Here is a 15,894-nt window from a genome sequence, read left to right as displayed (position 1 = left end):
GAGATGCTCGCTCTTTTTATTGCAAATAATGGAGGTGACGCAGTTGAGCAATGTCGTTGAAATAGTAACCGGATTAGCTAAGCCGATTTTAGCCAAGCATGATTGCTACCTTTACGATCTTGAATTTGTTAAGGAAGGCAAAAGCTGGTACTTACGAGTTTATGTTGATAAGGATGGGGGAGTTACCCTAGAAGACTGTGCAGATATTAGTGATGAACTAAGTGAGGCACTTGATAGCACCGAGCCTGATCCAATTCCTCAGGCATATTTCCTTGAGGTTTCTTCTCCTGGTGCCGAACGTCCATTAAAGAAGGAAGCTGATTATGAGCGAGCAATCAATGATTATATTCACGTTTCCCTTTACCAGCAGATAGAAGGGAAAAAGGCATATGAGGGAACGTTGGTTGAACTTACGCCTGACGAACTAACATTGGAATATATGGATAAAACTCGTCAGCGTCGAATTAAGATTGAACGTAAAATGATCGCACAAGCACGATTGGCAATCGACTTTAGTAAGATTTAAAGGGAGTGTTAAAAGGTGAGCAAAACAAAAACAAACACTGAAATGATCGCCGCTCTAGATTACTTAGAGAAGGAAAAAGGGATCAAGAAGGAAATTGTTATTGAAGCCTTGGAACAGGCTTTGGAACTCGCATATAAGCAAAATTACGGTGAAAAGAACGTTGAAGTTGACTTCGACGGGGTTACTGGTAATATCAAGGTTTACGCTGTTAAAACGATTACCGATAATGAAGACTTGGTTGAAGAAGATGAGAACGAGTATATGAGCCTTGCTGATGCGCGAAAGTTGCCACATGGCCAAGGATACGATGTTGGTGATGAGATTCGTGAAGAAGTTACGCCACGTGATTTTGGCCGAATTGCAGCCCAAACAGCAAAGCAAGTGGTAATGCAACGGTTACGCGAAGAAGAACGCAAGATCATCTATAATAAGTACAAGACTTACGAGAATGAAATTATTACTGGTGAAGTTTCTCGTGAGGATAAACGTTTTACGTGGGTTGACCTTGGTGATGGTGTTGAAGGTGCCATGGGTTACCGGGATAAGATGCCTAATGAACACTACCACATTCACGATCGGATCCAGGTTTACGTTTCAAAAGTAAATGATGATCGTCATGGTCCACAAATCTTTGTCAGTCGAACAGCTCCAGAATTATTAAAACGGCTATTTGAACGGGAAGTTCCTGAAATCAAGGACGGGACAGTTTTAATTGAGAATATTGCCCGTGAGGCTGGAGATCGTGCTAAGGTAGCTGTTTATTCCAATGATCCAAACGTTGATCCTGTTGGTACTTGTGTCGGTCCTCGTGGTTCACGTGTTCAAGCAATTGTTAATGAACTTGACGGTGAGAACATGGATATTGTTGAATATGTTAAGGATCCGGCTCAATTTATTGCTAATGCTCTTAATCCTGCGGAAGTTCTGGATGTTATTTTTAATGAATCAGGAGCTCCAGTTACTGAAGAACAATCAGAAGAAGATTCAACTGATGCCTCTGTAACGGAAAACACCGATGCCGCAACTGAGATGGAGAATACTGAGGAAGCGGAACCTGTTGCAACAACTGAAGAACGTTCATGCACGGTTGTAGTTCCTGATAGTCAGCTTTCACTTGCAATTGGTAAGCGGGGTCAAAATGCACGGTTAGCTGCACGGTTAACAAAGTATAAGATTGATATTAAGCCGGCTTCTGAGATGGAAAATAGTACTGATACACTCAAAGAAGAAACTGACGCTTCAGAAGATTAAAGCAGCGGGGTGAAATAAATGAAAAAGAGAAAAGTACCGATGCGTAAAGATATTGTTACCGGCGAAATGATGCCGAAGCGACAATTAATCCGGGTAGTTAAGAACAAGGAAGGCGAAGTTACGCTTGATCCAACCGGTAAGAAGTCCGGTCGGGGCGCATACATTGCAGTAGATGTAGAGATCGCTAAGCGGGCAAAGGAAGAAAAAACCTTTGAAAAGGCTTTTCATGTTAAGTTGGATGATTCATTTTATGATGAATTGATTCAATACACGGATCACCTTCAAGCACGACAAGCTTTATTTGGTAACAATGAAAAATAATCAACAATCCGTTTTAAACTTACTCGGATTAGCACGCCGCGCCAAACAAATTCAAAGTGGCGAAGGCGGTGTCTTAAAATTAATTCAAACAGGAAAAGCCCAGTTTGTTTTCTTAGCTCAGGATGCTGGTTCAGCAACACTAAAGAAGTTTACGGATAAATGTACCTTTTACAAGGTTCCACTCTGTACACTTTTTACTAAAGAACAACTAAGTCAAGCAATTGGACAGTCAAGAACTGTTATTTGTGTAACGCAATCTGGATTTGCAAGAAAGTTTGAGGAACTACTAACGATGAATTAAGGAGCGTGAGTACATGGCCAAAGAACGAATTTATGAATTAGCCAAAGAACTCAAGATGCCAAGCAAGAGCCTTGTAAATGTAGCTAAGGATCAAGGGATGGATATTAAAAGCCATATGTCATCTGTAACACCTGATCAAGCACAAAAGTTACGTCAAGTTGTTAAGGGGAACAACAAGAATGACGCTAACCAATCAAAAAAGCAGGCTAACCATAACAAGAAAAATGAACATCATGATCAAAAGCATCATGATAACAACCATTCCTCTAAGCAAACAAACCAAAGCAATAACCGTCATCAAAATGATAACAACGGTCGCTTTGGTGGCAGCTTAAATGAATCTGGTCGAAAGGGTAAGCGATTCAACAAGAAAAACAAAAAGCGAAACAAGAAACATAACAACAATGGTCGCCTTCGTGAAGTTAAGCATCAACAACCTACTCAGCGAAAGGATAAGCCATTACCAGATGTTCTTGAATATACCGAGGGAATGAATGCGCAAGATCTTGGAAAAATCTTGCACCGTTCACCAGCCGAAATTATTAAAAAGCTCTTTATGCTCGGTGTAATGATTAATCAAAACCAATCCTTAGATAAAGATACGATCGAATTGTTGGCAACTGATTACGGCATTGAAGCTAAGGAAAAGGTTGAAGAAGACATTTCAGATATCGATAAGATGTTTGAAGAAGAGCAAAACAATACGGATCACTTAGTTTCTCGTCCGCCAGTTGTTACGGTTATGGGGCACGTTGACCATGGTAAGACTACGTTACTTGATAAGCTTCGTCACTCACATGTTACTGAACATGAAGCTGGGGGAATTACTCAGGAAATCGGTGCTTACCAAGTTCATTACAAGGATGATCTAATTACATTCTTGGATACGCCAGGACACGCTGCCTTTACTGAAATGCGTGCTCGGGGAGCTAATATCACTGATATTACCGTATTGGTTGTTGCCGCAGATGATGGTGTTATGCCTCAAACCGTTGAAGCTATTCACCACGCCCAAGCCGCTAAAACACCAATTATTGTTGCGGTTAACAAGATTGATAAGCCAGGTGCTAATCCAGAACGGGTAATTGAGGAATTGGCTAAGTACAACTTGATTCCAGAAGACTGGGGTGGTGACACAATCTTTGTTAACATCTCAGCTAAGTTTGGGAAGAACATTGATGAATTGCTTGATATGATTCAACTCCAAGCTGAAATGATGGAATTGAAGGCTAACCCAGACCAAAATGCTGCTGGTTCCGTTGTTGAAGCACGACTCGATCAAGGTAAGGGATCTGTTGCTACCGTTCTGGTACAACAAGGAACTTTGCATGTTGGTGACCCAATTGTTGTTGGAAACACTTATGGCCGTGTTCGGACGATGACAAACGAAAATGGTCGGCGGATTAAGGAAGCAACCCCATCAACTCCTGTCGAGATTACCGGACTTAATTCTGTTCCGGAAGCAGGGGACCGCTTTGTTGTCTTTGACGATGAAAAGACTGCTCGTGCTGCTGGTGAGAAGCGTGCAGAACAAGCCCAAGAAGAGGAACGGAAACGGACTTCTCACGTTACATTGGATAACTTATTTGATACGATGAAGAAGGGGCAAATGAAGACTCTCCCATTAATCATTAAGGCCGATGTTCAAGGTTCAGTAGAAGCACTTAGTCAAAGTCTTCAAAAGATTAAGGTTGATGGTGTTCGGGTTGATATAATTCACCAAGCTGTTGGCGCAATTAATGAATCCGATGTAACATTAGCTGAAGCTTCTAATGCCGTTATTATTGGGTTCAATGTGCGGCCAACTTCGCTTGCTAAGTCATTAGCTGATTCAAATAAAATTGATATTCGTCTCCACCAGGTGATCTACAACGCAATTGAAGAAGTTGAAGACGCAATGAAGGGGATGCTTGAACCAGTTTATAAAGAAGAAACTATTGGTCAAGTTGAAGTACGGCAAATCTACAAGGCTTCCAAGGTTGGGACAATTGCTGGGGGAATGGTAACTTCTGGTAAGATTACCCGTGATTCCAAGGTTCGGCTTGTTCGTGACGGGATTGTCGTTTATAGCGGTGAACTTGGTAGTTTGAAACGGTTCAAGGATGATGTTAAGGAAGTTAAGGCTGGCTTTGAATGTGGTTTGACAATTCAAAATTACAATGACATTAAGGAAAATGATGTTATTGAAGCTTACCAAATGAAGGAAGTACCAGTTAAGTAAACCGAGGTGAATAAAATGCCTAATAAGCAATATCGTGTTGATCGGTTAGCTCAAGAAATTCAACGTGAAGTTGACGATATTCTCTTAAAGCGGGTTCGTGATCCTCGCGTACAAGGAGTAACCATTACTGGTGTAGATGTTACTGGCGATCTTCAACAAGCAACAATTTACTACAGTATCTTGTCCGATAAAGCTTCTGATATGGAAAAAGTTCAAGCTGGTTTGGATAAGGCAACTGGTTTAATTCGGAGTGAATTAGGTGCACGGTTGAATATTTTCAAAACACCTGAAATTAAATTTGAACGAGATAAGTCAATTGCCTACGGAAGTCGGATTGATCAACTGATCAATAAGCTTCACCAGCAAGAACAAGATAAGTAATTAAGGATGAACGAGCTGGGAGCTATCTCTTAGTTCGTTTTTTTATGGAGAGAATTATATGGATGGAATTATTCCCTTGTATAAAGAACGTGGAATGACAAGCTTTGATTGTGTTAGTCGATTGCGGCGAATACTAAAAACTAAGAAAATTGGCCATTCAGGGACGTTGGATCCGTCTGTTGATGGTGTATTACCAATTTGTGTCGGTAATGCGACTAAAGTGGTAGAATATTTGATGCAGTCTGGTAAAGAATATCAGGGAGAACTAGTAATTGGGAAAGCAACAACGACTGAAGATTTTGACGGCGAAGTGATTGAAACTAAGCCAGTTGAAGCGTCAATTAGTAGTGAACTAATTAAGACAGCAATGCAGAAAATGACGGGAGAAATTATTCAAATTCCGCCAATGTACTCTGCCGTCAAGGTAAATGGTAAACGTCTTTATGAATATGCTCGTGCTGGTGAAATTGTGGAACGCCCACGACGGAAGGCAATAATTAGTAGTTTTATAATGTGTCGGAACGAATATGATCCAATACACCAAGAACAACACGTTTATTTTAAGGTAAAGTGTAGTAAGGGAACTTATATTAGAACACTTGTCGTTGATTTAGCGCGCTCACTTGGCTATCCTGGTGCGATGAAATGGCTAACCCGACTTGAAAGTGGCGGCTTTACACTTGATCAAACGTTGAGCCTGAACGATATTCAAGATGCGGTAGCTCACCAAACAATCAACCGGCATCTTTACCCAATTGATTATGCATTAAAAGAATATCCAGCAGTAGAATTAACTCCGGCACAATGGCATTCTGTTCAGCATGGGGGTTGGCTTAAGAAAGATGAGCTACAAACGGTGGCAAGTGATGTGGTCCTGAAATATGATGGGTCGACTAAGGCACTATACCACTTAACTGCTCAAGGATATAAACCAACAAAGATGTTCTCTGTAAAGTGAAGGAGGAAGAACAAGTGGAAGTAATAAGGATCCACCACCCATTGCAGAAAGAGTTAGTGCCTGCTGGTCCAGTAGTGCTCGCAATGGGCTTCTTCGATGGTGTTCATCGTGGTCACCAACAAGTGATTAATACTGCCAAAAGGGTTGCTGAACGGGAAGGCCTCCCGCTAGCGGTATTAACTTATGATCATGCGCCTGGAATCGTTTATCAACAATATCCTGGTGGTTTTAAATATCTGTCAACAACGCCACGAAAGTTAAATCTTCTAAAACAATTAGGGGTTGATTTGGTATATTTAGTTAGCTTTACTTCTTCATTTGCGAGTCTCTCACCACAAGAATTCGTTGATCAATATTTAATTGGATTTCACGCCAAAATTGTGGTGGCGGGCTTTGATCATACTTACGGTAAAGCTGCGGTGGCAACAATGGCGCGTTTGCCGGAGTATGCTAACGACCGATTTAACGTAATTACGGTTCCCAAGTTTACCGGTAATGGCAACCATAAGATTGGTTCACGGGTTATTCGTAAAGCTATCGATCGGGGGGATGTTGAGCTGGCTAATCAGATGCTCGGTTATTATTACACGACAACGGGAATCGTTGTTCATGGTTTGGCACGAGGACGAACACTGGGCTTCCCTACAATTAACGTTGAAACTCCTGAAGGTGAACGTCTTCCTGGTATTGGCGTATACACTGTTCAAGTGCAGATTGGTCAAAAATGGTATGGTGGGATGGCAAGTGTCGGTCATAACATTACTTTTGGTGATCAAAATAGTCTTACTGTTGAAATATACCTTTTTGACTTTGATCAGCTGGTATACGGTGAAGAAGTCAGGGTTCGGTGGTTTTATTATCAACGTGGTGAAATGAAATTTAGTGGTGCTGACGAACTTGTTGTCCAGATGAGGCAGGATGAACAGTTAGCCCGCCAGAATTTACAAAAAATTACTCCTGACATACAACAACTATTAATTTAATTCTTTCAATTGAGTTTGGAAGTTGAGAAACCGTTAATTATAGAAAAGGCCAGAGAAGCATTTTGCTTTTCCGGTCTTTTTCCTTTATCAATGACGACTTGCCCGATGATTGGTTGATTGATTAATTTTATGAATATGGCGCTTAAACTTTGTGCCGCCGTCCGTAACTAACTTGAAGTGGCGCATTTTAGCGTTGAACGGGCGGTTCGATAGGCGAATTGAAACCCAGCGACGCATGATCTCTATCATTTCATCAAGATCTTTACTGAGATGCTCGTTATTAGCTTTTATTACGGCATCGTGAATATCAGTCTGTAACCGATTAATCAAATTATTATGATAGTCAAGCAGCTCCCTTGTTAAGGGGGCGTTCCTGTAACTATTGAAGAGCTTCTGAATAATTCGCATAGCATCTTCGGGACCACTTGGCTGAATAAATCGTTGCTTCTTATGTTTCATTAAAAAACTCCTAGATTTTATTTGACGTTTCTTGACTTTTACTATTCAGATTGTTATATTATACATGTGTTTAGCACTTAACCCTATAGAGTGCTAAAAGGGGAAGTGATACAAATGCTAACACAGCGTCAAAACAAGATCCTGCAAGCGATTGTACGTCAATATACCGCAACAGGTCAACCTGTTGGGTCAAAACACCTGGCAGAACAGTTGCCTTTTAAGGTGAGCTCTGCTACGGTTCGAAATGAAATGGGGGTTCTTGAAGAAGTTGGTTTTGTTACCAAAGAGCACTCATCTTCAGGACGGGTACCTTCTAAAAAGGGTTACCGTTATTATGTTGACCATTTGCTTGATCCAGAGGTTATTACTGACAATGATTTAGTAGTAATCCAAAATTCACTAGGAACAAGTTTTCAAAAGATTGATGAGATCATTTCGCACTCGGCTGATATTTTATCTGATCTTACTTCCTATACAGCCTTTACACTGAAGCCCGAACAAGCCGATGTCCGGTTGAGCGGCTTTCGGGTTGTTCCGTTAGGTAATCGAAAGGTAATCGCCATTTTAGTCACTGATAGCGGTGATGTCGAAAGTCAGGCATTTACGTTACCACGAAATTACGATACAGATGCTCTTCAGGCCGTTATTCGGATGATTAATGACCAGCTAGTGGGGCAGCCATTAGCTAACGTGATGAAACGACTGAATGATGATATTCCGCTTCGGGTGATGCACTATATGCAAAGTGCAGATGGCTTTTTGGATCTGTTTGATAGTGTCGTGTCAAGGGCAGCACGTGAGCAATTCTTTGTTGGCGGCCGGTTAAATCTCTTAGATTTCTCAGAAAAGCATGATTCGGTTGACTTACAGACACTGTATAGTTTGCTTGACCATAACGATCAATTGTCGCATCTATTAGATTCAAATGTTTCTGATGATGGGGTAAACGTTAAAATTGGTTCTGAGATTTCTAAAGATAAGGCCTTAGATAATTATAGTTTGATCACGGCAACTTATGATGTTGACCAATATGGTAAGGGCATTATTGCGGTACTAGGTCCAACAAGAATGCCTTATTCACGGACGATTGGTTTAGTGAATGCATTCCGTCAGGAGCTAGCAAAACGACTTTTAAACTTTTACCGTCATTACTACGATTCATAGGAGGCGAGTCGATTGGCAGAAGACAAAGCTGCAAAGCAAACAGGTAAGGAAGCAAAGCACCAAAGTAAAAATGCTGCTTCTGAAAAAAACGACCAGTTTGATGTTAAAGAGTTACAGACTCAAGTGACAAAATTAGAAAGTCAAGTTAAAGATTTACAACAGCAATTAGATGAGAAGGACGATAAGTATTTGCGGGCTGAAGCAGAAATTCAGAATATGACTACCCACTTTAAGAAAGAGCGTGCTCAACTACTAAAGTATGATGGTCAAGATTTAGCCAAGTCCGTTTTACCTGTTTTGGATAACCTTAAACGGGCACTGACGATTGAAGTTCATGACGAAAATGGTCAGCAGCTAAAGAAGGGGATCCAGATGGTTCATGACCACTTAATCAGTGCATTAAAGGACCACGGAATTACTGAGATTGATGCAGACGGTAAGCCGTTTGATCCGACCCTTCACCAGGCAGTGCAAACAGTACCGGTGGAAGGTGATCAGAAGGCCGAAACAGTGGTGAAGGTACTCCAGGCCGGCTATCAATTAAAGGATCGGGTTCTTCGTCCCGCAATGGTTGTAGTTGCACAATAAAAATAAGAGAGGGAATAAACAATGGCAAGTAACAAAATTATTGGTATTGATTTAGGTACTACTAATTCCGCCGTTGCCGTTATGGAAGGTAACGAGCCAAAGATTATTACAAATCCAGAAGGAAGTCGGACAACTCCATCTGTAGTTTCATTTAAGAATGGTGAAACTCAAGTTGGTGAAGTAGCAAAGCGTCAAGCAATTACTAACCCTAATACTATTTCATCAATTAAGAGTCATATGGGTGAAGCCGGATATACCGTTGAGGTTGATGGTAAGAAGTATACTCCACAAGAAATTTCTGCAATGATTCTTCAATACTTGAAGAAGTACGCTGAAGATTACATTGGTGATACAGTTAGCCAAGCAGTTATTACTGTTCCTGCATACTTTAATGATGCTCAGCGTCAAGCCACTAAGGATGCTGGTAAGATTGCCGGATTAGATGTTAAGCGGATCATTAACGAACCAACCGCTTCATCACTTGCTTATGGTCTTGATAAGAAAGACAAGGATGAAAAGATCCTTGTTTATGACCTTGGTGGTGGGACCTTTGATGTTTCCATCCTTGAATTGGGCGATGGTGTCTTCCAAGTTCTTTCTACTAATGGTGATACTCACCTTGGTGGGGATGACTTCGATAAGAAGATCATGGATTGGTTAATTGACGGTTTCAAGGAAGAAAACGGTGTTGACCTTTCTAAGGATAAGATGGCTCTTCAACGGTTGAAGGATGCTGCTGAAAAGGCAAAGAAGGACTTATCAGGTGTTCAAGAAGCTCAAATCAGTTTGCCATTTATTTCTGCTGGTGAAAATGGTCCACTACACCTTGAAAAGACATTAAGTCGGGCACAATTTAACCAATTAACTAATGATTTGGTTGAACGGACTAAGCAACCAGTTATGAATGCTTTGAAGGATGCCGACTTAACCTTTGATGATATTGATGAAGTAATCCTTAATGGTGGTTCTACTCGTATTCCAGCTGTTCAAGAAATGGTTAAGGAATTGACTGGTAAAGAACCTAACCACTCTATTAACCCAGACGAGGCGGTTGCCCTTGGTGCTGCTATCCAGGGTGGTGTCCTTACTGGTGATGTTAAGGATGTTGTTTTACTTGATGTTACGCCACTTTCACTTGGTATTGAAACCATGGGTGGTGTCTTCACCAAGTTGATTGACCGGAATACTACTATTCCAACATCCAAGAGCCAAATCTTCTCTACTGCAGCTGATAACCAATCTGCTGTTGATATTCATGTTCTTCAAGGTGAACGACCAATGGCAGCTGACAACAAGACTTTAGGTAACTTCCAACTTACTGACATTCCAGCTGCTCCTCGTGGTGTTCCTCAAATTAAGGTTACCTTTGATATCGATAAGAACGGGATCGTTAACGTTTCTGCCGAGGATCAAGGAACTCATAAGAAGCAAAACATTACTATTAAGTCTAACTCTGGCTTAAGTGATGAAGAAATTGAACGAATGAAGAAGGATGCTGAAGAACACGCAGCAGCTGATAAGAAGAAGAAGGAAGAGGTTGACTTGAAGAATGAAGTTGACCAAGAACTCTTCCAAGTAGATAAGACTTTGAAGGAAGTTAAGGGTAAGGTTCCTGAAGAAGATATTAAGAAGGCCGAAAGTGCTCGTGACGACTTGAAGAAGGCTAAGGAAAGCGGCAACTTAGATGATATGAAGGCTAAGAAGGACGCATTAAATAAGGTGATCCAAGATCTTAGCGTAAAGCTTTACCAACAAGCCCAAGGTGCTCAAGGCGGTCAAACAGGTAATGCCGGTAATAATGGCACTAACGGAAACAATAATAATTCTGGTTCCGATGATGGCAAGACCGTTGATGGTGACTTTAAGGACGTTACCCCAGATGACAAGAAGTAATTCTATCAGCCGTTAATAAACAATTGTTAAAAGCCAAAGGCCGGAGAAAAGGACTTTGGCTTTTACTTTCGTTTGTCATGTATGGTATAACTAAACAAGCAATATAAATGGAGGATCCGTATGGCAGAAGAAAGTTACTACGACATCCTAGGTGTAAAAAAGGATGCTTCTGAAAAAGAAATTAATCGGGCTTACCGGAAACTTGCAGCGAAATACCACCCGGATATTAACCATGAACCTGGTGCTGAAGAAAAATTTAAGAAGATTAATGAAGCGCATGAAGTACTGAGTGATCCACAAAAACGGGCCCAATATGATCAGTTTGGTTCAGCAGGACCAAATGCAGGAGCTGGTCAAGGATTTGGTGGCTTCGGTGGTCAACAAGGCTATGGTGACTTTGCCGGTGGCGATTTTGGTGATATTTTTAGTCAATTCTTTGGCGGCGGTGGTCGTCGTCAAGCTGATCCGACGGCACCACGTCAGGGTCGTGATTTGCAATATTCAATGACGTTAGACTTTATGGATGCTGTTTTTGGTAAGACCACAACAATTAAGTATGAACGGGATGCCCAATGTGACGTCTGCAAAGGGAGTGGTGCAAAACCTGGAAAGTCTCCCGCAACATGTTCACGGTGTCATGGTAGTGGAGTCATTCTTACCGTACGGCGGACGCCCCTTGGTAATATTCAAACCCAAACCACCTGTCCTGAGTGTAACGGGACTGGTAAGATCATTAAGCCGGAAGATCAGTGTACTAAGTGCCATGGTTCTGGGCATATTCATGAACGGCATGAATTGGAAGTTAAGGTTCCTGCAGGAATTGATGATGGTCAACAAATGCGGTTAGAACACCAAGGTGATGCCGGTGAAAATGGTGGCCCTTATGGTGACCTGTACATTGTTTTCCGTGTAACGCCAAGTCGGGAGTTCCGACGTGATGGTTCAACGATCTACGTTGATCAAGATATTTCATTTGCCCAAGCCGCATTAGGTGATGAAGTGAAGGTTAAGACTGTTCATGGTGATGTTAATCTTAAGATCCCTGCTGGTACTCAATCTGAAACAAACTTCCGTCTTCGGGGGAAGGGTGTTCCCCACTTGAATGGCAATGGCAATGGGGATGAACATGTTACAGTTCATGTTCATACACCGAAGAGTCTTAATAAGCGTCAAAAAGAGGCAATGATGGCCTTTGCTGCTGCTAGTGGTGAAGACGTCAAGGGAGTTAAGAAAACCGTCCTTGACAAGCTTCGGGATGCATTTGAAGATAAATAAAGAGTCAAAATAAGCTAGTAATATCCGACCTTTGAAGCGGAATTGCTGGCTTATTCTATTTCATTTAGCTTTGTTAAATGCTGGTTTGATTGGCTTTTCAAGCGCGGATGGTCTTTGGTATACTAGTATTAGTATTTACAAGTTTAGAAAGTAGTGAACTAATTCATGACAATGAATCTTGATGAAATGAAAGAACGGCAAAAGCGGATTCGTAACTTTTCAATTGTGGCCCACATTGATCACGGTAAATCGACCCTTGCCGACCGTATTTTGGAAATGACGGATTCAATTAGTAAGCGGGAAATGAAGGATCAGGTCCTTGATGATATGCCACTAGAGCGTGAACGGGGGATTACCATCAAGTTAAACGCGGTTGCCCTAACTTATCATGCTAAGGACGGCCAAGACTATATCTTTCATTTGATTGATACTCCAGGTCACGTTGATTTTTCATATGAGGTTTCTCGATCATTAGCTGCTTGTGAAGGAGCAGTGTTAGTCGTTGATGCTACTCAGGGAGTAGAAGCACAAACCTTAGCGAATGTTTATCTGGCTTTGGATAATGATTTGGAGATTTTACCGGTAATTAACAAAATTGATCTACCATCTGCGGATCCTGAAGGAACAAAGAAGCAAATCGAGGATGAAATTGGTCTTGATACAGATGATGCGCTGGATGTTAGTGCAAAGACTGGATTAGGAGTTGATCAGGTCCTAGAAGAAATTGTGAAGAAGGTTCCGGCACCAACTGGTGATCTGACGGCCCCATTAAAGGCTTTGATTTTTGACTCAAAATATGATGATTACCGTGGAGTAGTCCTTAGTGTTCGGGTATTTGAAGGAACCGTAAAAAAGGGCGATAAGATTCGGCTAATGAATAGTGGTACCGAGTATGAGGTTGCTGAAGTCGGGATTAACTCGCCTAAGCCATTAGCGCGCGATGTTCTGATGGCCGGGGATGTAGGTTATATTACCGCCGCGATTAAGGATATTAAAGATACGCGGGTCGGTGATACTGTTACGGATGCTAATAATCCAACTGCTAAACCGCTAGAAGGTTATCGGCAAATGACCCCAATGGTTTATGCTGGTCTATACCCAACTGATAATGCCAAGTTCAATGATTTACGTGATGCTTTAGAAAAGTTGCAATTGAATGACGCAGCACTAACGTTTGAACCTGAATCATCACAAGCGTTGGGCTTTGGGTTTCGTTGTGGTTTCTTAGGTTTGTTGCACATGGATGTAATTCAAGAACGGCTTGAACGGGAATTTAACCTTGATTTAATTACCACAGCGCCATCCGTTACTTACCATGTTGACTTAGCAGATGGGACTACAAAGGAAGTTGAAAATCCTGCTGAAATGCCGGATGCATCATCGATTAAGGATATTAAGGAACCTTATGTTAAAGCTTCAATTATGGTTCCGAATGATTATGTTGGACCAGTAATGGAACTTTGTCAGCGAAAACGGGGAATTTTTGAAACGATGGAATACTTAAGTGATACGCGGGTAAACGTAATCTATCATATTCCATTGTCAGAAATTATCTTTGACTTCTTTGATAAGCTGAAGAGCTCGACTCGTGGCTATGCATCTCTTGACTATGAGATTGATGACTATAAGCCAAGCAAGTTAGTCAAGATTGATATCTTGCTAAATGGCGATAAGGTAGATGCATTAAGCTTTATTGCCCATAAAGACTTTGCTGCGGAACGGGGTCGTGACATTACTTCTAAGCTTAAGAAGATTATTCCACGGCAAAACTTTGAGATCCCAATTCAGGCAGCAATTGGTTCAAAAATCATTGCCAGGACTAATATTAAGGCTTACCGCAAAGATGTTACTGCACGAATCCATACGGGGGATCCTGATCGGCGAGCTAAGCTTCTTGAAAAGCAAAAGCGCGGAAAGAAGCGGATGAAGGCTGTTGGTAAAGTTGACATTCCTCAAGAAGCCTTTATGGCTGTCCTTAAGACTGATGAGGAAGTTGACGAGAAATAAGGTTTATTATCAATATAATAAAAGGTTCAGAGTTCGCTTGTTTGAGCTCTGAACCTTATTTCGTTTGTTGTTAATGATTATTAGCAATTTTTCGCATCCCAGGTAATGAAGACATAACAATAAAACTGAGAATATAAAGTGCTGATAAGAAACCCATTGTTACTCCTAATGAGTAGTGATCCATCAGCAATCCAATAACTACTGATGAAAATCCGCCAATTGCTCGACCAACATTCATAATGATACTGTTGGCAGTGGAACGAATGGCAGTTGGGTAAAGCTGACTGATAACTGCACCATAACCGCCGAACATTCCATTAGAGAAGAAGCCAATTAGTGCACCGGCAAGGATGAGGGCAAGGGAGCTTTGGACCATGAGAATGGTAAACATTACCGTAGCGGAACCAAGAAGAAAGATGCCAAAGGCCCAGCGAGGTCCCCAATTATCCATTACTGTTCCAAAGACCAGCATTCCGATGCTCATTCCAACGATGGTCGCGATCATCCAAATTGATGACCTCGAAACGGACAGTCCTTGCTGCTTTTGGACAATGGATGGAAGCCAGATCATTAGACCGAAGTATCCAGCGATTTGAACAATCGTCATTATCATTAAGCCAAGAGTTTGCATGGCTAATCGTGGTGTAGCAAAAAGACGACCAACAGAAATTCTTTGGTGATTAGCAATCGTCTTTTGGTGGGCAACAATAAATTCTTGGCTTTCGTGAACGTGACGTCGAATAAAGAAGGTGAGGATTACTGGAATAATACCTAAAAGGAAAAGGGCGTTCCATCCAAAATGGGGGATGATGTAGGCAGCCATTATAGCAGCAAAAATCGCACCGACTTGGCCACCAATAGCTGCAACAGAAGTCAATCGGCCGATAAGGTGAGGTTCAAAGTTCTCGGCAATTAGCGCAATCCCTACACCGTACTCACCACCAGCACCAATCCCAGCTAGAAAACGGCAAAGGTAAATAGCTGGTAATGAGTGGGCGAAGAACATTGCAGCAGTTGCCAAGGCAAAAATAAAGATCGTGTAAGTAAATGTTTTTACACGACCGATTCGATCACCGACAAGGCCGAATATCGCACCACCCGCTAACATTCCAAGGTTAGTAATAGAACCAATCCATCCGGCAGCCGTACTTGAAATATGTAGGCTAGCGATAATTGGTGCAAGGGCAAAGGACAAAAACATAATATCCATATTTTCTAATGAAAACCCAGATGCAGTAGATGCTAGAACCCATTTCTGGTTTTTGGTCATTGCTTGTCTGTTCCATATTTAATTCCTCCAAAATGATGCTCACTGACATCGATTATTTTGCTTTGGGATTATTAAATCCCTGTTTGACAACGCATTATACACGCCTTAATTTAAAATGCAATTAAAAGTTTAGCGATTGAGCATGAAAGGTGGTGTATAATATGAAATATTGATTCAAGGGGGTTATGGAATGAAAAAAAATATTTGGCGCCAGGTTAGAGATGTTCTTTCCCTTATTATCGCTGCAATGTTACTGTATTACATCGTGACCTTTTTAGACAACCTGATCAAATAAA

The 15,894-nt window shown here is 41.4% G+C and carries 15 protein-coding genes; 13 read left to right on the top strand and 2 right to left on the bottom strand.

Annotation, left to right across the window (positions count from 1 at the left end):
- Positions 1 to 43: 43 nt before the first annotated feature.
- From rimP to ribF, 8 genes are read left to right on the top strand one after another with little or no spacing between them, the layout of a single operon-like run.
- Complete coding sequence (gene rimP / locus MR181_RS08135; RefSeq protein ID WP_191911787.1) at positions 44 to 526, top strand: ribosome maturation factor RimP; 483 nt, start codon at positions 44 to 46, stop codon at positions 524 to 526.
- Between the two features lie 15 nt (positions 527 to 541).
- The gene (nusA, locus tag MR181_RS08130; RefSeq protein WP_242336903.1) at positions 542 to 1,777 is read left to right on the top strand and encodes a transcription termination factor NusA; all 1,236 of its coding nucleotides are present in this window, start codon (positions 542 to 544) and stop codon (positions 1,775 to 1,777) included.
- An 18-nt stretch (positions 1,778 to 1,795) separates the two neighbouring features.
- Entirely contained in the window at positions 1,796 to 2,098 is a 303-nt protein-coding gene (rnpM, locus tag MR181_RS08125) for an RNase P modulator RnpM (RefSeq protein ID WP_098044624.1), read from the top strand.
- Complete coding sequence (locus tag MR181_RS08120) at positions 2,088 to 2,399, top strand: L7Ae/L30e/S12e/Gadd45 family ribosomal protein (RefSeq protein WP_191911789.1); 312 nt, start codon at positions 2,088 to 2,090, stop codon at positions 2,397 to 2,399. The genes rnpM and MR181_RS08120 overlap by 11 nt, the downstream gene beginning before the upstream one ends.
- A gap of 13 nt (positions 2,400 to 2,412) precedes the next feature.
- Positions 2,413 to 4,620 carry a translation initiation factor IF-2 gene (infB, locus tag MR181_RS08115; RefSeq protein ID WP_242336900.1) on the top strand — a complete coding sequence of 736 codons (2,208 nt, stop codon included), beginning with the start codon at positions 2,413 to 2,415 and terminating at the stop codon, positions 4,618 to 4,620.
- A 15-nt stretch (positions 4,621 to 4,635) separates the two neighbouring features.
- Positions 4,636 to 5,001, top strand: coding sequence for a 30S ribosome-binding factor RbfA (gene rbfA, locus MR181_RS08110; RefSeq protein ID WP_003716934.1), 366 nt, complete (start codon positions 4,636 to 4,638; stop codon positions 4,999 to 5,001).
- 58 nt (positions 5,002 to 5,059) lie between these two features.
- Complete coding sequence (gene truB / locus MR181_RS08105; RefSeq protein WP_242336897.1) at positions 5,060 to 5,959, top strand: tRNA pseudouridine(55) synthase TruB; 900 nt, start codon at positions 5,060 to 5,062, stop codon at positions 5,957 to 5,959.
- 14 nt (positions 5,960 to 5,973) lie between these two features.
- Positions 5,974 to 6,942 carry a riboflavin biosynthesis protein RibF gene (ribF, locus tag MR181_RS08100; protein ID WP_242336894.1) on the top strand — a complete coding sequence of 323 codons (969 nt, stop codon included), beginning with the start codon at positions 5,974 to 5,976 and terminating at the stop codon, positions 6,940 to 6,942.
- Positions 6,943 to 7,029: 87 nt separating this feature from the next.
- On the opposite strand, the gene MR181_RS08095 is transcribed toward ribF, so the two are convergent.
- A complete protein-coding gene (locus tag MR181_RS08095; RefSeq protein ID WP_242336891.1) occupies positions 7,030 to 7,401 on the bottom strand; it encodes a hypothetical protein in 372 nt (123 codons plus the stop codon).
- Positions 7,402 to 7,515: 114 nt separating this feature from the next.
- On the opposite strand from MR181_RS08095, the gene hrcA reads away from it, so the two are divergent.
- The 5 genes from hrcA to lepA all read left to right on the top strand — a co-directional run bounded on the left by hrcA (position 7,516) and on the right by lepA (position 14,328).
- Complete coding sequence (gene hrcA, locus MR181_RS08090; protein ID WP_191911795.1) at positions 7,516 to 8,565, top strand: heat-inducible transcriptional repressor HrcA; 1,050 nt, start codon at positions 7,516 to 7,518, stop codon at positions 8,563 to 8,565.
- Between the two features lie 12 nt (positions 8,566 to 8,577).
- Positions 8,578 to 9,153: a nucleotide exchange factor GrpE gene (grpE, locus tag MR181_RS08085; protein ID WP_242336888.1), complete on the top strand. Its 576-nt coding sequence runs from the start codon at positions 8,578 to 8,580 to the stop codon at positions 9,151 to 9,153.
- Positions 9,154 to 9,174: 21 nt separating this feature from the next.
- The gene (dnaK, locus tag MR181_RS08080; protein ID WP_191911797.1) at positions 9,175 to 11,046 is read left to right on the top strand and encodes a molecular chaperone DnaK; all 1,872 of its coding nucleotides are present in this window, start codon (positions 9,175 to 9,177) and stop codon (positions 11,044 to 11,046) included.
- Between the two features lie 120 nt (positions 11,047 to 11,166).
- A complete protein-coding gene (gene dnaJ / locus MR181_RS08075) occupies positions 11,167 to 12,321 on the top strand; it encodes a molecular chaperone DnaJ (protein ID WP_242336885.1) in 1,155 nt (384 codons plus the stop codon).
- Positions 12,322 to 12,492: 171 nt separating this feature from the next.
- The gene (lepA, locus tag MR181_RS08070) at positions 12,493 to 14,328 is read left to right on the top strand and encodes a translation elongation factor 4 (protein WP_148444538.1); all 1,836 of its coding nucleotides are present in this window, start codon (positions 12,493 to 12,495) and stop codon (positions 14,326 to 14,328) included.
- A gap of 70 nt (positions 14,329 to 14,398) precedes the next feature.
- Here lepA and MR181_RS08065 read toward each other — a convergent pair whose 3' ends face one another.
- A complete protein-coding gene (locus tag MR181_RS08065) occupies positions 14,399 to 15,598 on the bottom strand; it encodes an MFS transporter (RefSeq protein WP_242336882.1) in 1,200 nt (399 codons plus the stop codon).
- Between the last annotated feature and the right edge of the window lie 296 nt (positions 15,599 to 15,894).

This window comes from Limosilactobacillus urinaemulieris, assembly GCF_932750685.1.
Taxonomy (GTDB): domain Bacteria; phylum Bacillota; class Bacilli; order Lactobacillales; family Lactobacillaceae; genus Limosilactobacillus; species Limosilactobacillus urinaemulieris.
This window is presented reverse-complemented; position numbering and strand designations above follow the sequence as displayed.